The sequence below is a fragment of the Enterobacter sp. MF024 genome, from assembly GCF_005843915.1.
Classification (GTDB): Bacteria; Pseudomonadota; Gammaproteobacteria; order Enterobacterales; family Enterobacteriaceae; genus Enterobacter; species Enterobacter barmai.
Map to the genome: position 1 here is coordinate 211174 of NZ_VCBB01000001.1, position 18825 is coordinate 229998.

19 protein-coding genes and 2 pseudogenes are annotated in these 18825 nt (G+C 56.2%); all 21 read left to right on the forward strand.

Going from position 1 to position 18825, the window contains the following annotated elements; all coding sequences use genetic code 11:
- The first annotated feature begins 27 nt into the window (after positions 1-27).
- Positions 28-201 (forward strand): addiction module toxin, GnsA/GnsB family, encoded by a 174-nt coding sequence (locus FFB58_RS01180; RefSeq protein ID WP_138368719.1) that lies wholly within the window; start codon positions 28-30, stop codon positions 199-201.
- A 308-nt stretch (positions 202-509) separates the two neighbouring features.
- Complete coding sequence (locus tag FFB58_RS01185) at positions 510-1055, forward strand: terminase small subunit (protein WP_114387374.1); 546 nt, start codon at positions 510-512, stop codon at positions 1053-1055.
- The gene (locus FFB58_RS01190) at positions 1030-2952 is read left to right on the forward strand and encodes a phage terminase large subunit family protein (protein ID WP_138368720.1); all 1923 of its coding nucleotides are present in this window, start codon (positions 1030-1032) and stop codon (positions 2950-2952) included. Before FFB58_RS01185 ends, FFB58_RS01190 begins: the two co-directional genes overlap by 26 nt.
- The gene (locus FFB58_RS01195; RefSeq protein WP_138368721.1) at positions 2952-3158 is read left to right on the forward strand and encodes a gpW family protein; all 207 of its coding nucleotides are present in this window, start codon (positions 2952-2954) and stop codon (positions 3156-3158) included. Before FFB58_RS01190 ends, FFB58_RS01195 begins: the two co-directional genes overlap by 1 nt.
- Positions 3155-4747: a phage portal protein gene (locus FFB58_RS01200; protein WP_138368722.1), complete on the forward strand. Its 1593-nt coding sequence runs from the start codon at positions 3155-3157 to the stop codon at positions 4745-4747. Before FFB58_RS01195 ends, FFB58_RS01200 begins: the two co-directional genes overlap by 4 nt.
- Positions 4728-6071 carry a S49 family peptidase gene (locus FFB58_RS01205; RefSeq protein WP_138368723.1) on the forward strand — a complete coding sequence of 448 codons (1344 nt, stop codon included), beginning with the start codon at positions 4728-4730 and terminating at the stop codon, positions 6069-6071. The genes FFB58_RS01200 and FFB58_RS01205 overlap by 20 nt, the downstream gene beginning before the upstream one ends.
- A 9-nt stretch (positions 6072-6080) precedes the next feature.
- Positions 6081-6413, forward strand: coding sequence for a head decoration protein (locus FFB58_RS01210; RefSeq protein WP_138368724.1), 333 nt, complete (start codon positions 6081-6083; stop codon positions 6411-6413).
- A 67-nt stretch (positions 6414-6480) separates the two neighbouring features.
- A complete protein-coding gene (locus FFB58_RS01215) occupies positions 6481-7506 on the forward strand; it encodes a major capsid protein (RefSeq protein ID WP_138368725.1) in 1026 nt (341 codons plus the stop codon).
- A gap of 46 nt (positions 7507-7552) precedes the next feature.
- Positions 7553-7987 (forward strand): DNA-packaging protein FI, encoded by a 435-nt coding sequence (gene gpFI, locus FFB58_RS01220; RefSeq protein WP_138368726.1) that lies wholly within the window; start codon positions 7553-7555, stop codon positions 7985-7987.
- A gap of 10 nt (positions 7988-7997) precedes the next feature.
- The gene (locus FFB58_RS01225; RefSeq protein ID WP_138368727.1) at positions 7998-8351 is read left to right on the forward strand and encodes a head-tail joining protein; all 354 of its coding nucleotides are present in this window, start codon (positions 7998-8000) and stop codon (positions 8349-8351) included.
- A gap of 9 nt (positions 8352-8360) precedes the next feature.
- On the forward strand, positions 8361-8915 hold the full coding sequence (locus FFB58_RS01230) for a phage tail protein (RefSeq protein WP_138368728.1): 555 nt from the start codon (positions 8361-8363) through the stop codon (positions 8913-8915).
- Positions 8912-9310 (forward strand): phage minor tail U family protein, encoded by a 399-nt coding sequence (locus FFB58_RS01235; RefSeq protein WP_138368729.1) that lies wholly within the window; start codon positions 8912-8914, stop codon positions 9308-9310. The genes FFB58_RS01230 and FFB58_RS01235 overlap by 4 nt, the downstream gene beginning before the upstream one ends.
- A 7-nt stretch (positions 9311-9317) precedes the next feature.
- Complete coding sequence (locus tag FFB58_RS01240; RefSeq protein ID WP_138368730.1) at positions 9318-10055, forward strand: phage tail protein; 738 nt, start codon at positions 9318-9320, stop codon at positions 10053-10055.
- A 35-nt stretch (positions 10056-10090) separates the two neighbouring features.
- Positions 10091-10504 carry a phage minor tail protein G gene (locus FFB58_RS01245; RefSeq protein WP_138368731.1) on the forward strand — a complete coding sequence of 138 codons (414 nt, stop codon included), beginning with the start codon at positions 10091-10093 and terminating at the stop codon, positions 10502-10504.
- A pseudogene (locus FFB58_RS01250) lies at positions 10501-10827 on the forward strand (phage tail assembly protein T); the annotation flags it as partial. The gene FFB58_RS01245 and the pseudogene FFB58_RS01250, both read left to right, overlap by 4 nt.
- The gene (locus FFB58_RS01255) at positions 10811-13306 is read left to right on the forward strand and encodes a phage tail tape measure protein (protein ID WP_138368733.1); all 2496 of its coding nucleotides are present in this window, start codon (positions 10811-10813) and stop codon (positions 13304-13306) included. The pseudogene FFB58_RS01250 and the gene FFB58_RS01255, both read left to right, overlap by 17 nt.
- A 2-nt stretch (positions 13307-13308) precedes the next feature.
- On the forward strand, positions 13309-13647 hold the full coding sequence (locus FFB58_RS01260) for a phage tail protein (protein ID WP_138368734.1): 339 nt from the start codon (positions 13309-13311) through the stop codon (positions 13645-13647).
- A gap of 57 nt (positions 13648-13704) precedes the next feature.
- Positions 13705-14442, forward strand: coding sequence for a phage minor tail protein L (locus tag FFB58_RS01265; RefSeq protein ID WP_138368735.1), 738 nt, complete (start codon positions 13705-13707; stop codon positions 14440-14442).
- Between the two features lie 2 nt (positions 14443-14444).
- A complete protein-coding gene (locus tag FFB58_RS01270; protein ID WP_138368736.1) occupies positions 14445-15191 on the forward strand; it encodes a C40 family peptidase in 747 nt (248 codons plus the stop codon).
- Complete coding sequence (locus FFB58_RS01275; protein WP_138368737.1) at positions 15169-15783, forward strand: tail assembly protein; 615 nt, start codon at positions 15169-15171, stop codon at positions 15781-15783. The genes FFB58_RS01270 and FFB58_RS01275 overlap by 23 nt, the downstream gene beginning before the upstream one ends.
- Positions 15784-15836: 53 nt before the next feature.
- Positions 15837-18377: pseudogene (locus tag FFB58_RS22985) on the forward strand (phage tail protein); the annotation flags it as partial.
- Between the last annotated feature and the right edge of the window lie 448 nt (positions 18378-18825).

Consider the following 18825-nt stretch of genomic DNA (forward strand, 5'->3'; position numbering starts at 1 on the left):
CGGTAAATAAATTAGAAGAGGTAAAAAATGAAAATTGAAGATCTGACGCAAAAGGCAGAAGAAGACATTGCTGCTCTGATAGCCAAAAAAATTTCAGAACTACGAAAAAAAACCGGAAAAGAAATTTCTGAAATTCAATTTGTTGCTCGTGAAACGATGACAGGCCTTGAAGGTTACGACGTAAAAATTAAACTACTTTAATCTCACCTTCTAAACACAAGGTCGCAAAAGCGGCCTTTTTTATTGCACATCGCATGCGTATCAATGCAATTAATATTCATTATCGTTTGCGGGTCCTTTCCGGCATATCGGCCTGCTACGGGGCGGCGTCCTCGCAGATTATCGCTATTTATGAAAATTTTCGGGTATTTGCCGTTTCCGTTCTTCTTCTGGCTATCTTGCTGTTTTTACTGAAAACACCCCTTCAATAGAAAGGAAATGGTGAAGCCCAGGAAATGGTGATTTGGCGTCTGTCGTTTCCTTTCTCTGTTTTATGCCAGGAGTGAGCAATGGAGGTTAACAAAAAACTCTTATCCGAGATTTTCGGCGTCAGCGTTCGTACCATCCAGAACTGGCAGGACCAGGGGATGCCGGTAGCGCGAGGAGGCGGGAAAGGGAACGAAGTTATGTATGATTCCGCCGCTGTTATCGAATGGTATTCCGCGCGGGATGCTGCCATTGAAAATGAAAAATTACGGAAAGAGGTTGAGGATCTGCGCATTGCCTCCGAGTCCGATCTTCAACCTGGCACCATTGAATATGAGCGACACCGTCTTACCCGAGCACAGGCTGACGCTCAGGAACTTAAAAATGCCAAAGAGTCCGCTGAGGTTGTGGAGACCGCATTCTGCACGTTCGTGCTGTCGCGGATAGCCGGAGAAATTGCCAGTATTCTCGATGGAGTGCCTCTGTCGGTTCAGCGGCGCTTCCCGGAACTGGAAAACCGACATATTGATTTCCTCAAGAAGGACGTCATTAAGGCCATGAACAAAGCAGCTGCGCTGGATGAAATGATACCGGGGTTGCTGAGTGAATATATCGAACAGTCAGGCTAAGGGGTTGCAGCACTCTGTGAGTGCGGGACTCCGTTCGCTTTTCCGGCCCGAGCCGCAGACAGCTGTTGAGTGGGCAGACGATAACTATTACCTCCCGAAAGAGTCTGCTTATCAGGAGGGGCGCTGGGAAACCTTACCCTTCCAGCGTGCGATCATGAATGCCATGGGCAACGACTATATCCGTGAAGTGAATGTCGTGAAATCTGCCCGTGTTGGTTATTCAAAGATGCTGCTCGGGGTGTATGCGTATTTTATCCAGCATAAGCAGCGAAACTCCCTTATCTGGTTGCCGACTGACGGCGATGCCGAAAACTTTATGAAGTCGCATGTCGAGCCGACAATCCGTGATATTCCCTCGCTCCTGTCCCTTGCTCCCTGGTATGGCAAAAAACACCGGGACAATACCCTCAGTATGAAGCGTTTTTCAAACGGGCGTGGATTCTGGTGTCTGGGTGGGAAGGCCGCAAAAAACTATCGTGAGAAATCCGTCGATGTGGCGGGCTATGACGAACTGGCCGCCTTTGATGAAGATATCGAGAAAGAGGGGTCCCCGACGTTTCTGGGTGATAAGCGTATTGAAGGCTCGGTCTGGCCCAAGTCCATCCGCGGATCCACGCCAAAAGTCAGGGGCACCTGCCAGATTGAGCGTGCCGCGAAAGAGTCGCAGCACTTTTTGCGGTTCCATGTTCCCTGCCCGCATTGCGGGGAAGAGCAGTACCTGAAATTCGGCGATAAAGAGACACCGTTCGGCTTCAAGTGGACGCCGGGTGAGCCTGCGAGTGTGTTTTACCTTTGTGAGCATAATGCCTGTGTGATTAAGCAGCAGGAGCTCGATTTTGCGCAGGCCCGTTACCTTTGCGGGGAGACGGGGATCTGGACGCGGGACGGTCTGTGCTGGTTTTCATCATCCGGTACCGAAATTGACCCACCTGACAGCATCACTTTTCATATCTGGACCGCCTACAGTCCCTTCACGACTTGGGTACAAATCGTCAAAGACTGGATCAAGACCAAAGGGGACACCGGCAAGCGTAAGACTTTCGTGAACACCACGCTTGGTGAGACATGGGAGCCGAAAATTGGCGACCGTCCCGATGCTGACGTAATGGCCGAACGTAAGGAGCACTTTGGCGCCGCGGTACCGGAGCGGGTGGCCTACCTGACAGCCGGTATCGATTCACAGCTTGACCGTTATGAAATGCGGGTCTGGGGCTGGGGGCCCGGCGAGGAAAGCTGGCTTATCGACAGGCAGATCATCATGGGCCGTCATGACGATGAAGCCACTCTGCTCAGGGTTGATGAGGCTATCAACCGGACATACACCCGGAAAAATGGGGTGGAAATGTCGGTTTCACGCATCTGCTGGGATATCGGCGGTATCGACCCGACCATCGTCTACAACCGCTCGAAAAAGCATGGCCTGTTCCGCCTGATACCTATTAAAGGGGCATCTGTCTACGGTAAACCGGTTGCCAGCATGCCGCGAAAACGCAACAAAAACGGTGTTTATCTCACGGAAGTGGGCACCGACACGGCTAAAGAGCAAATCTATAACCGTTTCACCCTCGTGCCAGAGACCGGTGACCCCCTCGCCGGGGCAGTTCATTTCCCTAATAACCCTGACATCTATGATTTAGCCGAAGCTCAGCAGCTGACAGCTGAGGAGCAGGTCGAAAAGTGGGTGGACGGCAAGAAAAAGATCGTCTGGGACAGCAAAAAGCGACGAAATGAGGCGCTCGACTGCTTTGTCTACGCACTTGCAGCCCTGCGGATCAGCATTTCGCGATGGCAGCTTAATCTCGATTCTCTTCTGGCAAGTCTGCTGGAGGAAGACAGTGGGCGTAAAATTCACAAAACCCTGGCTGATTACGCCCGGGCATTATCCGGAGAAGAATAATGGCGACACAGGCTGACCTGGAGGCAGCACGCGCTGCATTACATGACCTCATGATGGGTAAACGGGTGGCAACGGTACAGAAAGATGGCCGAAGGGTGGAATTTACAGCTACCTCAGTCAGCGAGCTGAAAAAATATATTGCTGACCTTGAATCTCAGGTTGGCTCCACTTCACGGCGCCGGGGACCGGCAGGGTTTTATGTATGAAATTACCAGCTTTAGTGGGGCCGGACGGTAAAACATCCCTGCGCGAATATGCTGGGTATCACGGCGGTGGCGGCGGATTTGGCGGCCAGTTGCGATCCTGGAATCCGCCCATCGAAAGTGCTGATGCGGCGCTCCTGCCTAATTTCTCACGTGGAAATGCCCGTGCTGACGATCTTGTACGAAATAACGGCTACGCAGCAAACGCCGTGCAACTTCACCAGGATCACATAGTCGGGTCATTTTTCAGACTGAGTTACTGCCCGAGCTGGCGTTATCTCGGCATTAAAGAAGAGGAGAGCCGCGCGTTTGCCAGGGAGGTTGAAGCCGCCTGGTATGAGTATGCTGAAGATGACTTTTGCGGAATTGATGCCGAGCGCAAGCGAACGTTTACGATGATGATCCGTGAGGGGGTCGCGACGCATGCATTCAACGGTGAGTTGTGCGTGCAGCCCACCTGGGACAGTGATTCAACGCGGCTTTTCCGCACGCAATTCAAAATGGTCAGCCCGAAGCGCGTGAGCAACCCGAATAACATGGGGGACACCCGGAACTGCCGTGCCGGTGTCAGCATAAACGATGCTGGTGCAGCGCTGGGTTATTACGTGAGTGAGGACGGTTACCCGGGCTGGATGGCTCAGAAATGGACGTATATTCCCCGCGAACTGCCCGGGGGCAGACCATCGTTTATCCATGTGTTCGAGCCGCTCGAAGACGGGCAAACCCGCGGTGCCAACGTGTTTTACAGCGTGATGGAGCAGATGAAGATGCTCGACACCCTGCAAAACACGCAACTACAGAGTGCGATCGTGAAAGCGATGTATGCAGCCACCATCGAAAGCGAACTGGATACGCAGACGGCAATGGACTTTATCCTCGGCTCTGACAGTAAAGACCAGCAAAGCAAAATGACAGGCTGGCTCGGTGAGATGGCATCGTATTACACCGCGGCGCCGGTTCGGCTCGGTGGTGCCAAAGTCCCGCACCTGATGCCTGGTGATTCACTGAATCTGCAGTCAGCGCAGGATACGGATAACGGTTTTTCAACCTTTGAGCAGTCACTGCTGCGCTATATCGCCGCCGGGCTGGGGGTCTCATACGAGCAGCTCTCGCGTAACTATTCCCAGATGAGTTACTCCACCGCACGCGCCAGCGCCAATGAATCCTGGGCGTTCTTTATGGGTCGACGCAAGTTCGTCGCAGCCCGGCAGGCCTGTCAGATGTTTGTCTGCTGGCTGGAAGAGGCGATTGCGCGCCGGGTTGTCACCCTCCCATCCAAAGCCAGGTTCAGCTTCCAGGAAGCGAGAACTTCATGGGGTAACGCAAACTGGATCGGTTCGGGGCGCATGGCTATTGATGGCCTGAAGGAGGTGCAGGAGGCTGTAATGCTTATCGAGGCCGGTCTCAGTACTTATGAGAAGGAGTGCGCCAAACGCGGGGATGACTATCAGGAAATATTTTCTCAGCAGGTACGTGAAACTATGGAGCGCCGGAGCGCGGGCCTTAACCCCCCGGCCTGGGCGGCAGCCGCTTTTGAATCCGGGCTGAAAAAAACAAACGAGGAGGATAAAGATGACGCCAGAGCTTCGTAATCTCCCGCATATTGCCAGCATGGCCTTTAATGAGCCGCTGATGCTAGAACCCGCCTATGCGCGGGTTTTCTTTTGCGCCCTGGCAGGCCAGTTGGGTATCACCCGACTGACGGATACGGTGTCGGGCGTCACGCTCGGCGCTGAACAAATTGCAGAGCCGCTGGCACTGTTTGGCGAAGATGAGGAAATGGGACCCCGGCCAGCGCGCAGTTACCAGATAACGAACGGCATCGCAGTGCTACCCGTTTCCGGCTCGCTGGTCAGTAAAACCCGTTCGCTGCAGCCTTATTCCGGCATGACGGGATACAACGGGATCATTGCCCGCCTGCAGCAGGCCATGAGCGATCCTGGCGTCGACGGCATTCTCCTCGATATGGATACGCCTGGCGGGATGGTGTCCGGGGCATTCGACTGCGCCGACATTATTGCACGGATGCGCGATATCAAGCCCATCTGGGCGCTGGCAAACGATATGAACTGCAGCGCCGGGCAGCTTATCGCCAGCGCCGCTTCCCGCCGCCTGGTCACCCAGACCGCGCGTACGGGCTCAATCGGCGTGATGATGGCGCACAGCAACTACGGCGCTGCCCTGAAAACGCAGGGCGTCGAGGTGACACTGATTTACAGCGGCGATCACAAGGTTGATGGCAACCCCTACGAAAAACTACCGAAAGATGTTCGCGATGATTTTCAGACGCGGATCGACGCCACGCGTCAGATGTTTGCCGAAAAGGTTTCCGCTTATACCAGCATGTCTGTGCAGGCCGTACTAGACACCGAGGCGGCTGTCTTCTCCGGCCAGGAGTCCGTGGATAACGGTCTGGCGGATGAACTTGTTAACAATACCGATGCGCTCGGCGTGATGCGTGAAGCACTCGACAGACGCAAAAAAACAACCACTGGAGGAACTATGCCATCACCTTCTGCATCTGCAGCGACCAATCAGCCAGCTGACCAGACAGCTACACAGACTACTGCACCGGCTGAGCAGGTCACTACCGTTGACACAACAACCGCTGCCTTGGTGGCCCCGGCAGATCTCAGCGCTCAGGTATCGGCAGCCGTAGCCGCAGAGAATGGTCGCATCATGGGTATTCTGAACTGTGAAGAGGCAAAAGGTCGCGAATCACAGGCCCGTGCGCTGGCCGAAACGCCGGGCATGACGGTCGAGAGTGCGCAGCGCATTCTGGCCGCGGCACCGCAAAGCGCCCAGGCGCGTACCGATACGGCGCTGGATCGTCTGATGGAAACCGCACCAGGTGCGCTTTCAACAGGGAATGCCTCTGCTGAGGCCGGCGACGATTTGTTAAACACCCCCGTTTAAGAGGCTAACATGGCAATCACTGAAGTATTTACTCATCACCAGCCGCTCGGTAACAGCGATCCGGCACACACCGCGTATGCACCGGGCGCACTGACGGCATCCGCCCCGGCAATGACCCCGCTCATGCTCGATGCTACGTCCGGTAAACTGACCATCTGGGACGGCGAGCATGCAGGTGCAGCATGCGGCATTCTGGCGGTTACTGCTGACCAGAACAGTGCAGAACTGGCATTTTATAAATCCGGTTCATTCCGCATCGAAGATGTGCTCTGGCCTTCTGCCGTCACCGACGACCACATTAAGCGCAATGCATTCACCGGCACGGGCATCAGCATCGTCTAAGTCGCTTCATATCAGTCTCTTTCATCCATAAAGGCCGCCAGCGCGGCTTTTTTTTCGGGAAAAATCTATGTCAACGTATACCACTGCCCAGTTGCTGGCGGTCAATGAGAAGAAATTTAAGTTCGATCCGCTTTTCCTGCGCATTTTCTTCCGCGAAAGCTATCCCTTCAGCACTGAGAAAGTGTACCTGTCGCAAATCCCGGGCCTGGTGAACATGGCACTCTATGTCTCGCCTGTTATTTCCGGCAAGGTCATCCGTTCCCGCGGGGGTACCACCTCAGAATTTACACCTGGATATGTCAAACCCAAGCACGAAATAAACCCGCAGATGACCCTGCGTCGTCTGCCGGATGAAGATCCACAGAACCTGGCGGATCCTGCCTATCGCCGCCGCCGCATCATTCTTCAGAACATGAAGGATGAAGAGCTGGCGATTGCGCAGGTAGAAGAGATGCAGGCCGTATCCGCCGTACTCAGCGGTAAATACACCATGACCGGGGAGGCGTTCGAGCCGGTGGAGGTGGATATGCAGCGCAGCGCCAGAAACAACATTGTTCAGGCAGGTGCTGCGGCCTGGTCCGCCCGGGACAAGGAAACCTATGATCCGACCGATGACATCGAGACGTATGCGGTGAATGCCAGTGGCGTGGTCAACATCATCGTGTTCGATCCAAAAGGCTGGTCACTGTTCCGTTCCTTCAAGGCCGTCAAGGACAAGCTGGATACCCGCCGCGGCTCTAACTCTGAGCTGGAAACCGCACTCAAGGATCTCGGTCAGGCGGTTTCCTACAAGGGTATGTACGGCGATGTGGCAATCGTCGTGTATGCCGGTCAGTACGTTGAAGGGGGCGTGCAGAAGAATTACCTGCCGGATAACACTATGGTACTGGGTAACACACAGGCGCGCGGTCTGCGAACCTATGGCTGTATCCAGGATGTGGACGCGCAGCGCGAGGGCATTAACGCCTCTGCACGCTATCCAAAAAACTGGGTGCAGACCGGTGATCCGGCACGTGAATTCACCATGATCCAGTCCGCGCCGCTGATGCTGCTGGCAGACGCGGACGAGTTTGTGTCCGTCAAACTCGCGTAACTTCCACCCGGTGGCCCTTCGGGGCCAATTTTTCGGAGTAGCTTCCATGACTGAAAAAGAGACACTGATCGCCCGGCTGAAAGAGCTGGGCAAAATGCTTGGCCGTGACGTGAATACCAGCGGCACCATCCAGGAGCTGTCGATGCGTATTGCTGAGCTTGAAGAGGAGCTGGATGGAGATGCCGGTCCGGTTGACGGTGAAAATGGCGAGGAGAATGCTTCCGGCAGCACCGGCAGCACCGGCAGCACCGGCAGCACCGGCAGCACCGACGGTGATATTGCTGACGCGGCGAAAGAAAAAACGACAGCGACCACAACCGATGACCGGGTAACAGTAGAAACGCTGGCAACCCTGCATATTGACGCGCTGCATGCCACGCGTAACGAACCGGTGTCCATCGCTGAGCCCGGCGTGATCATTCGCGTATCCGAACAGGATGCAGACGAGCTGATCGCAAAGGGGCTGGCCAGAGAAGTCTGAAGGGGACCGCATGGCTGATTTCGATAATCTCTTTGATGCAGCTATGTCACGGGCGGATGACACGATTCGCGGCGTCATGGGCGCTGATGCAACGGTGACGTCCGGCGCTTTGTCGGGCGTCACGATCCACGGTGTTTTCGATGATCCTGAGAATATTGGTTATGCCGGGGCAGGGGTACGGATTGAAGGAACCAGCCCGTCTTTATTTGTGAAATCAGCCACTGTCCAGCAACTGGAGCGTATGGACACTCTGATGATTAACGGGCGGGCTTTCTGGGTTGAGCGAATTGGCCCTGACGATTGTGGCTCCTGCCATATCTGGCTGGGTAACGGGAGCCCGCCCGCCGGTACCCGCCGTCGTTAAGGAGGCTGCATGTCCATTAAAGGCCTTGAGCAGGCGATAGAGAATCTCAACAGCATCAGCAACACCGCCGTCCCGCGAGCGTCGGCACAGGCCGTTAACCGCGTGGCAAACCGGGCTGTCAGCCGCAGCGTGGCAGTTGTGTCAAAAGATACCCGGGTCCCGCGAAAACTGGTAAAGCAACGCGCCAGGCTGAGACGTGCGACGGTTAATAAACCCCGCGCGCTTATCCGTGTAAACCGAGGCAATTTACCGGCCATAAAACTGGGTACCGCCAGCGTGCGCCTTTCCCGCAGAAAACGGGATAAGAAAGGGGCCAACAGCGTGCTGCGCATTGGACCGTTCCGTTTCCCGGGCGGATTCATTCAGCAGCTTAAAAACGGTCGCTGGCACGTCATGAGGCGAACAGCAAAGCCCCGTTATCCGATCGAAGTGGTCAGCATTCCTCTGGCAGCCCCTTTAACCACGGCATTTAAAGCTGAGCTGCCGAAGCTCATGGACTCGGATATGCCCAAAGAGCTCCGGGCATCCCTTACAAACCAACTCAGGTTGATTATGACAAAATGAAACACAGTGATATCCGACAGTTGATTCTTGACGCACTGGAAAGCGCGATGGGTACTGACGCCATTTATTTTGACGGCAGGCCAGCAGTGCTCGAAGAGGGAGATTTCCCGGCCGTCGCCGTTTATCTCACCGACGCGGAGTATACCGGGGAAGACCTGGATGCCGATGTCTGGCAGGCCACTCTTCATGTTGAAGTCTTTCTTCCTGCCAGGGTGCCTGATTCGGAGCTGGATGAATGGATGGAAGCGCGTGTTTACCCGGTTCTGGCGGAGATCCCGGGGCTTGCATCCCTTATCACCAATATGGTGCAGCAGGGCTATGACTACCAGCGCGATGATGATATCGGACTCTGGAGTTCAGCCGATCTGAAATATTCCATCACCTACGAAATGTGAGGACGTTATGACCACACCTAACCCGCTGGCACCGACGAAAGGGGCCGGCACCACCCTCTGGATTTACACCGGAAGCGGCGATCCCTACGCCAGTCCCCTTTCGGATGTTAACTGGCTGCGTCTGGCAAAGATCAAGGATCTGCAGCCAGGCGAACTCACCGCCGAGTCAGAGGACGACACCTATATCGATGACGACAACGCCGACTGGGCTTCATCCATGCAGGGTCAGAAATCGGCAGGCGACACGAGTTTTACTCTGGCATGGCTGCCGGGTGAAAGCGGTCAGCAGGACCTGGTGAACTGGTTCGATGACGGCACGGTTAAAGGATACAAAATCAAGTACCCGAATGGCGCCGTCGATGTCTTTAAAGGCTGGGTGAGCAGCCTTGGGAAGACCGTTTCGGCTAAAGAAGTGATGACCCGAACGGCAAAGATCACCAATAACGGCAAACCCTCACTGGCAGAAGACAGCGGTACTGCGGTAATTGGCGTGACGGGTATCAGCTTGGATAAATCCACTGCAGCGGTTGCTGTCGGTGCGACCACGCAACTGGCAGTGACGGTCCTGCCAGCCAGCGCTTCAGATGCTTCCTTCCGCGTCGCGACGTCTGATCCGTCGAAAGCAACAGTGACGGTCAATGGTTCAGTACTGACCGTCACCGGCGTGGCGGCGGGCACCGTTGAAATTATTGTCATGACCAATAGCGGTAACTTTGCGGCAATCTGCAAGGTGACCGTTTCCTGAATCCCGGGGCGTGAGCCCCGTACTCCGGAGTGAATATGTTTCTTAAAACTGAACTGCTCGAGCATAACGGCAGCAGCGTGACACTGTACCAGCTGTCCGCGCTGCAGCGCATTGAACACCTCGAATACCTGAAAGAGCTGGAAGCGGTTGAAGAAGGTGATTTCCAGACCGCTATCACCCTCACCGTGAAAAATGGTGCTTACCTGGTGGCGTTGTCGCTCTGGCATGGTCATGCGCTGAAAGGTACGCTTCCTGATGGCGCGCCGGCGGAAGTGGCGAAAATTCAGGATGAAGTCCTGCAGACCTGGCCGACGGAGCTTATTGCTGAAGCGGATTTTAAGGTGAAACTCCTCTCCGGCATGATTGAACCGCAGCTGGAAGATGCGCAGGTTGGCATCAGCGAACCTGCAGAGCCTGTTACGGCGGAAAAGCCCTCGCCAGTGAGCTGACGTTCGTCCTGAAACTGGCGCGTGAGTTTAGTCGCCCTGACTGGCGCGCCATGCTTGCTGGCATGTCCTCTACGGAGTATGGCGACTGGAAAATCTTCTACCAGGATAATTTCTTTCATGATGCGCAGCTGGACGCCCATTTCTCCGGCCTGCTCTACACCATTTCAGCCCTGTTTTTTGCCGACCCGGAATTATCCCCGGACAGTTTCAGCATTCTTTCACCTGTATCTGAACCCGTTGATGTAGCAGAGCCGGACGACGATGCGCTGATGGCGAAGGCGGAAGGTATTTCTGGAGGTATACGCTATGGCCCAGACGGCAGTCGGTGATCTGGTCGTTAATCTTGACGTCAACTCGACGAAATTTAACGAGCAGATCAGCTACGTCAAAAAAGAATTCAGGCAAACGGGTAATGCTGCGAACGACTCTGCTTTGCGGATCCAGCAGTCATTCAGCCGCCAGGAGAATGCCGCGCGTAAGGCCGGAATCTCTGTTGGTCAGTATAACGCAGCAATGCGTATGCTCCCGGCGCAGTTTACTGATGTGGCAACGCAGCTGGCGGGTGGTCAGAACCCCTGGCTTATTTTGCTCCAGCAGGGTGGGCAGGTAAAAGATTCCTTTGGCGGGATCATGCCAACCTTCAGAGCCCTGACTGGTACGGTTTCCCCGTTGATGCTCGGCATCGGTGCACTTTCGGTCGCAACGGGCGCGCTTTTTTATGCCTGGTACCAGGGCTCTTCTACTCTGTCTGATTTCAACAAAACTCTGGTACTTTCGGGGAACACTGCAGGCCTGACTGCCGACCGCATGCTGATGCTGGCAAGAAACGGACAGTCGGCAGGGCTGACGTTCAACCAGACCAGTGAGGCCCTGACCGGGCTTGTCAACGCGGGCGTGCGTGCCGGTGCCCATTTTGACGACATGAGCCAGGCCGTTGCCCGCTTCACCGAAGCATCGGGTGTACCAGTCGATAAAGTTGCCGCTGCGTATGGCAAGCTGACAACTGACCCGACATCCGGGCTCATTGCCATGGCCCGGCAATTTCATAACGTCACTGCCGAACAAATCGCACATGTTGCCCAGTTGCAGCGTGCCGGTGATGAAGCCGGGGCACTTAAGGCGGCAAACGACGCGGCCACCGCCGGATTCAACGATCAGACCAAATCCATCCGCGACAATATGGGGTCGATTGAAACTGCTGCCGATACGCTGAAACGCGCATTTAAGTCGATGTGGGATGCGGCGCTTGATGTCGGTCGGCCCGATACCGCGCAGGAAATGGTGGCAAAAGCACAAGCCGCTTTTAAAAAGGCCGATGAAATCTGGAATCTGCGAAAGGATGACCGTTATGTAAATGATGAGGCCCGTGCCCGGTTCTGGAATGACCGCGAAACGGCCAGGCTGGCGCTGGACATGGCGCAGCAGCAGGCGGGGATTTCCAGGCCTAATGAAGAGAATGCTTCGCGCGAAGCGGTAGCGGAATCTGATCGTCAGAAATATGCTTCACAGGCGCAGTCTAATTACGCTAAAACGCAGTCAGCGCTGGAGAAATACACGGCCAGGCAGAATGAGCTGAATAAGGCGCTGAAAGATGGGCGGATCCTGCAGGCGGATTACAACATCAACATGGCGGCGGCCAAAAAGGAGTACGAGGACTCCCTGAAAAAGCCGACGAAAAGCAGGACACCTGGGGGTGCAAAACTCACCGACACCACCAGTGCGCAGACACTGGAGCTGCAGACGCAGCTTGAGGTTATGCGTCAGCACAGTGATATCAATGACACGATTAGCCAGCAGCGCCAGCAATTGTGGAAAGCGCAGGCCAGATTTACGGTCCTTGAACAGGCCGCCAGAACCCGGGCGCTGACGGAAGATGAAAAGTCCCTGCTCGCCAGCAAGGATAAGGTGCTCGCGCAGGCTGAAATCAATGCAAAACTGGGTGACCAGATCGTCACGCAGGAGCGCCTTAACCGTCTGCAGGATACATCGCAAAAATACGTTACCCAGATGGGTGAGAAAACCCGGGCGCTGGCGGAAAGCGCGGGGATGAGCAGTCGTGCGGCACAGCGGCGCAATGAAGAGGCTCAGTTACTACAGGGCTGGAAAAACGGCGGCGGGTCTGAAAAAGATCAGGGCTACCAGAAAGAGCTGCAGGCGCTACAGGGATATTACCAGGAACAGGATAAAGTGCGCGGCGACTGGCTGTCTGGTGGCAAATCCGCCTGGGCTGATTACGCCGATTCTGCGGGTGACGCGTACGGTCAGATGAAAAATGTCGCGGCCAGCACCTTTGACGGAATGACGCAAAACCTTGCGGACATGCTTACCACCGGTAAAGCAAAGTGGAGTGACTTCACCCGCTCAACGCTTTCGATGCTGGCGCAAATCGCCCTTAAACAGGCGGGAGTAGGGATCGTGGGCGCAGTCAGTTCGGCCATCGGATTTGCCGGGGGCGGCTATACCGGATCGGGCGGTAAATATGAGCCTGCCGGGGTGGTGCACCGCGGGGAGTTCGTTTTTACCAAAGAGGCGACCAGCCGGATCGGGGTGGGGAATCTGTACAGCATGATGCGCGGTTACGCGTCCGGCGGGCTGGTCGGTGGCGGCAGAATGTCCGCTGCGGCCACGGGAGGGATCAGCGTTTATGCACCAGTCAGCGTCAGTCAGCAGGGTGGCGGCGAGTCCAGCCAGGCGGACACCATCGGAACGGCGCGGCAGCTTCAGGGCATTGTTCAGCAGACCATCACTGACCGGCTTAAAAAGGAGATGGGGCCGGGTGGTGTACTTTACCCGAGGAGGTAGCAGTGACAGACACATTCAGCTGGCGCACCCGTAAATCAGCCCGGGGAACAGAAAGCGCCCGGACGCTTCAGTCCCAGTTTGGCGACGGGTATAAACAGATCGCCGGGATGGGGATCAATGACAGGTCCGAAGTCTGGGAACTTGACTGGACGGGCACACGAAGCGAGGCCGCAGTGCTGCGTGCGTTCCTTATGTCGCACATTACAAAATCGTTCTGGTGGACGAACCCCTGGGGGGAGAAGAAGCTCTATCGGATGAAGGCTGATTCCTTCAGTGTTTCGTTCCCCTCCGGAAAAAAAGCGACAGTAGCGTTCACGTTCGAGCAGTCCTTTGCTCCCTGATTATCTTCAAATCCAGAATGACTTACCGCCTCCGGGCGGTTTTTTTATGGGGTGAATATGAGTTTCACGCAGGATATTCAGCAGCTGGAACCGGGCCAGCTAGTCCAGCTGATTGAAATAGACGGCACCGAATTTGGCATGGATACCATTTTGCGCTTCCATGCCCACAATATTGCTTCTGCAGGCTGGTCTGCATTCGCGGCTGACAACCTGCCTGCCATTATCTGGCAGGGTCAGCAGTACGACCCTTACCCTTACGAGCTGAAAGGCCTGGAGCTGTCCAGCACCGGGGCACAGCCCACACCCACGCTTTCCGTGTCGAACGTCGGCAACTATGTTACTGCACTTTGCCTAGAGTACGACGACCTTGCGAGGGCGAAGGTGAAGATCCACACCACGCTGGCGAAGTACCTGGACGCGGCCAACTGGACAGCCGGCAACCCGAACGCCAGCCCGGCCGACGAGCGCGTACAACTTTTTTACGTCAATGCCAAAACCGCTGAAACGCGGGTGCAGGTCGACTTTGAACTGTGCTCACCCTTTGACATCCAGAACCTGCAGCTGCCCACCCGGCAGATCACGCCGGTCTGCACCTGGTGCACTCGCGGCTGGTACCGCACCGGCACCGGGTGCGACTACAACGGGAACCGCTATTTTCTCAAGGATGGCACCCCCACGGATAACCCGGCGCTGGATATGTGCGGCGGCCAGATGCAGGACTGCGAAGCGCGGTTCGGAACCGGTAATCCGCTGCCGTTTGGCGGCTTCCCGGCGGCAAACCTTCAGGGTAAATAACCATGCGAAAAAAACTGATGGATGCGATCCGCGCTCATGTTGCCGCGGAATATCCGAACGAGGCCTGCGGCGTGGTGGTGCAGGCCGGACGGGCGCAGCAGTACATTCCATGCCGGAATATTTCAGCAACGCCCACTGAGGCCTTCACGATCTCGCCGGAGGATAAGCTGGCAGCATCGGAGCAGGGCGAAATCATTATGGTTATCCACTCGCATCCTGATGTGGTGCAGCTTGTGCCGTCCGAAATGGACAGGGTGCAGTGCGACTGGTCCGGGGTGGAATGGGGCATCATGACCTGGCCGGACGGTGATTTTTGCACGCTGGCACCCCGTGAGGACCGGGACTACGCCGGGCGACGCTGGGTGCTGGGTTTTGCTGACTGCTGGTCGCTGATCCGTGAGTGGTTTCAGCGTGAGCACGGCATTACCCTGGGTGATTACTCGGTACAGTACGAGTGGTGGGAGCAGGGCGAAAATCGCTACGACGATAACTGGGAGGCAGAAGGTTTTGTTCAGGTGGACCCTGCTGATATGCGTCCCGGCGATATGATCATGATGCGCATACAGGCGCAGGTAACCAATCACGCGGCTGTTTACCTCGGTCATCACGAGCACCAGGGAAACATCATGCTGCACCATAATTTCGGCAGCCTCTCTGCCCGGGTGCCGTACGGCAAATATTACCGCGACCGCACCGTTCGTGTGGTCCGGCACAGGGAGCTGATGAATGCTGAAAACTCTGATTCTTGAAGGCCGTATGGCGAAAAAGTTCGGGCGCGAACACAAATTTCACGTTGAGGATCTGTGCGAGATGCTGCGCGCCATGTGCAGCCAGGTTCCCGGTTTCAAACGCTACCTGTCAGAAGGACATATGCAGGGGATCCGCTTTGCCTTCTTTAATGGCAAAAACAACATCGGCCTCGACGAGTTTGACATGACCCGCGGCGGTACGGTGTACCGGATTTCAGCCATTACCGAAGGTTCAAAGCGCGGCGGTGTGCTGCAGATCGTTATCGGGGCGGTGGCTCTCGTGGCCGCGTATTTTACCGCGGGTGCCTCGCTGACGGCGATAGGCCTGAGCACGGCTGCCGCAACCGCGACAACAACGGCCCTGACTGGACTCGGTCTGTCGATGATGCTGGGCGGAGTGGTGCAGTTGCTTACCCCACAGCCGAAATACAACGTCGGTGCCTCGTCCAGCACGGACAACAAACCCAACTACGCCTTTGGCGCGCCGGTGAATACCGTGGCTGTGGGTTATCCGGTACCTGTGTTTTTTGGTGAGCGCGAAATCGGCGGGGCAGTTATCAGCGCGGGGATCTTCTCCAGCGACCAGCAGTGAAATTTATTGTCAGCTACAGGTCACCTGCGGGTGGCTTTTTTTATGGGTGAAATATGCGACTTCTCGAAGATGAAACCCTTATTCAGGGACGTAAAGGCGGTGGCGCTAAACAGCACACTCCTGTTGAGGATCCGGATGACCTGCTGTCGACAGCGAAATTAAAAATGTTGCTGGCGATCGCTGAAGGTGAAATTCAGGGTGAGCTGACGGCACAGAACATCTTCCTAAACGACACCCCGCTGGCGAACGCCGACGGCAGCTACAACTTCACCGGCGTGAAGTGGGATTTTCGCCTGGGCACTCAGGATCAGGACTACATTCAGGGATTGCCTGAGGTCGACAACGAAATGTCGGCAAACGTGACAGTGACCACCACCGCACCGTGGACACGCCAGTTCTCTGACCTGATGCTGGATGCCGTGCGTATTAAGCTGAGCCTGCCCGTACAGTACACCTATAAAGACAACGGCGACATGGTCGGCACGGTCACGGAGTACGCCGTTGATCTCTCGACTGATGGTGCGGCCTGGCAGACGGTGGTTAACGGCAAATTCGACGGAAAGACAACCACGGAATACCAGCGCGACATCCGCATAGACCTGCCAGCGGCCACTACCGGCTGGGCGGTGCGGGTGCGTCGCATCACGCCTGATTCCGTGGGTAACTCAAAACTGATAAACGCCTTCAAGGTGTTCTCGTTTACTGAGGTGATCGACAGCAAGTTACGCTATCCAAATACCGCGCTGCTGTATATCGAGGTCGATGCCAGCCAGTTTACCAGCGGCGCCCCAAAGGTGACCTGCAGGCCGAAGGGCAAACTGGTACGTGTCCCGGACTCCTACGATCCGATTACGCGCACCTACAGCGGCGCCTGGTCTGGTGGCTTTAAAATGGCCTACACCAACAACCCGGCCTGGGTGTTTTACGATCTGGTGCTGGATGAGATTTACGGCATGGGTACTCGCATCGATGCTGCCATGATCGACAAGTGGGAGCTGTACGCGATTGCGCAGTACTGCGATCAGAAGGTGTCGAACGGGGCGGGTGGTACCGAGCCGCGCTTCACCTGCAACGTCTACATCCAGAGCCAGCAGGACGCCTACACCGTTCTCAGCGATCTGGCTGCAGTATTCCGGGGGATCACCTTCTGGGGCAACGACCAGATTTACGTGCGCGCGGATGTGCCGCAGGATGAAGTGGATTTTACCTACCATGCATCAAACGTGATTGACGGGTTGTTTACCTACGGCGGCGGCAGCTACAAAAACCGCTACTCGTCTGCCCTGGTGTCCTGGTCTGATCCGCAGAACCATTACAGCGATACTGTTGAGAGTGTCTACGATTCCGACCTGGTGAAGCGGTACAAGGTCAACCAGATGTCGATGACGGCGATTGGGTGCACATCACAGAGTGAAGCGCACCGCCGGGGCCGCTGGGCGCTGCTGTCTAATGCGCGCGACGGAACGGTGTCATTTGGCGTGGGACTGGACGGTTATATTCCCCTGCCTGCAGAAATTATCGGTATCGCGGATCCGTTCCGTGCCGGCAAACAGAACGGCGGGCGTATCCGGGCGGTGAGCGGGCGTAATGTCACGCTTGATCGTCCTGCTGACTATGCCGCCGGCGACCGCCTGGTGGTCAATCTGCCTGACGGCAGGGCGCAGACGCGGACAATCGCGGCGGTCAGCGCGGACAAGCAGACAGTGACGGTTGCTACCTCTTTCAGACTGCAGCCTGAACCCGGCGCGGTGTGGGCCATTGACAGCGACAATCTGGCTATCCAGTATTTTCGCGTGACATCCATCCGGGCGAACGACGACAGCAACGGTGGTTTCACGATCACCGCGGTCCAGCATGACCCGAATAAATACCGCTATATCGATGACGGTGTGCGCATTACCCCGGCTCCGGTCACCGTCACGCCGGTAAGCGTTCTGCCGGCACCGAAAAACATCATCCTTACCGAAACCGACCACATCGAGCAGGGGCTTACCGTTGCCACCATGAATGCGTCCTGGGACAGGGTGGACGGCGCTATCCGCTACCAGGCGCAATGGCGCAAGGATAATGGCGACTGGATAAACGTCCCGGTGAGCAGCGCCCAGGGATTTACGGTGCAGGGGATTTGCACCGGGAGTTATGATGTGCGGGTGCGTGCGCTGAACGCTCAGGATTCAGGCTCGCCCTGGGGGTACGCTGACACGACTTACCTTAAGGGTAAGACCGGCAAACCTGGCACGCCGCAGAGCCTGCAGGCGAGCGACGATGTGGTCTGGGCTATCGACATCACCTGGGCTTTTCCGGAGGGTTCAGGTGATACGGCATACACCGAAATTCAGCGCGCGACCACCGAAGACAAGGCTAACCCGCAGTTACTGGCACTGGTGCCATATCCGGCCACGCATTACCAGCATGGCCCGATGCGGGCGGGCGTCAGTCAGTGGTACCGCGCGCGTCTGGTTGATCGTATTGGCAACACTGGCGACTGGACGGAGTGGGCGGCAGGACAGTCCAGCTCTAACGCCGGTGATTATCTTGATATGATCGGCGACACGCTTGAACAGACTGACGGCTATAAAAACCTCGTGTCGGACATTGCCGATCTGGGTGAAGATATCCAGTCTGCGCGCGATGACATCACCGCAGTCACGACAGAGTCGGCGGCGACTAAAGCGGGTCTGGCGCAGGAGGTCACGGACCGTAAGAAAGCTATCACCGACGAGGCCGCCGCGCGCGGGCAGGCGCTGCTGACCGAGAAGAACGAGCGTCTTGCCGATATCAGCAACGTCAACCAGACGATTCAAACCAGTACCGAATCGCTGGCGCAGCAGATCGCGCAGGTTTCAGCCGGCACCGGCTCGCAGTTCGATCCGGCCAAAATCTGGTATTTCGATACATCAGTCGAGGGTTGGTCCGGGAACGGGACGCCGACCATTGTTGATGGCTGGCTTCGTCCTGCTAACCATGCCTCTGATCCATGGGTGTCATCACCGGGCTCGCTGGGCATAACAGCTGCTGCTTATCGCTTTCTGAAGCTTCGTA

Coding starts and splice junctions, on each gene's coding strand:
- FFB58_RS01180 (WP_138368719.1), top strand. CDS start 28: ATGAAAATTGAAGATCTGACGCAAAAGGCAGAAGAAGACATTGCTGCT.
- FFB58_RS01185 (WP_114387374.1), top strand. CDS start 510: ATGGAGGTTAACAAAAAACTCTTATCCGAGATTTTCGGCGTCAGCGTT.
- FFB58_RS01195 (WP_138368721.1), top strand. CDS start 2,952: ATGGCGACACAGGCTGACCTGGAGGCAGCACGCGCTGCATTACATGAC.
- FFB58_RS01200 (WP_138368722.1), top strand. CDS start 3,155: ATGAAATTACCAGCTTTAGTGGGGCCGGACGGTAAAACATCCCTGCGC.
- FFB58_RS01205 (WP_138368723.1), top strand. CDS start 4,728: ATGACGCCAGAGCTTCGTAATCTCCCGCATATTGCCAGCATGGCCTTT.
- FFB58_RS01210 (WP_138368724.1), top strand. CDS start 6,081: ATGGCAATCACTGAAGTATTTACTCATCACCAGCCGCTCGGTAACAGC.
- FFB58_RS01215 (WP_138368725.1), top strand. CDS start 6,481: ATGTCAACGTATACCACTGCCCAGTTGCTGGCGGTCAATGAGAAGAAA.
- gpFI (WP_138368726.1), top strand. CDS start 7,553: ATGACTGAAAAAGAGACACTGATCGCCCGGCTGAAAGAGCTGGGCAAA.
- FFB58_RS01225 (WP_138368727.1), top strand. CDS start 7,998: ATGGCTGATTTCGATAATCTCTTTGATGCAGCTATGTCACGGGCGGAT.
- FFB58_RS01230 (WP_138368728.1), top strand. CDS start 8,361: ATGTCCATTAAAGGCCTTGAGCAGGCGATAGAGAATCTCAACAGCATC.
- FFB58_RS01235 (WP_138368729.1), top strand. CDS start 8,912: ATGAAACACAGTGATATCCGACAGTTGATTCTTGACGCACTGGAAAGC.
- FFB58_RS01240 (WP_138368730.1), top strand. CDS start 9,318: ATGACCACACCTAACCCGCTGGCACCGACGAAAGGGGCCGGCACCACC.
- FFB58_RS01245 (WP_138368731.1), top strand. CDS start 10,091: ATGTTTCTTAAAACTGAACTGCTCGAGCATAACGGCAGCAGCGTGACA.
- FFB58_RS01255 (WP_138368733.1), top strand. CDS start 10,811: ATGGCCCAGACGGCAGTCGGTGATCTGGTCGTTAATCTTGACGTCAAC.
- FFB58_RS01265 (WP_138368735.1), top strand. CDS start 13,705: ATGAGTTTCACGCAGGATATTCAGCAGCTGGAACCGGGCCAGCTAGTC.
- FFB58_RS01270 (WP_138368736.1), top strand. CDS start 14,445: ATGCGAAAAAAACTGATGGATGCGATCCGCGCTCATGTTGCCGCGGAA.
- FFB58_RS01275 (WP_138368737.1), top strand. CDS start 15,169: ATGCTGAAAACTCTGATTCTTGAAGGCCGTATGGCGAAAAAGTTCGGG.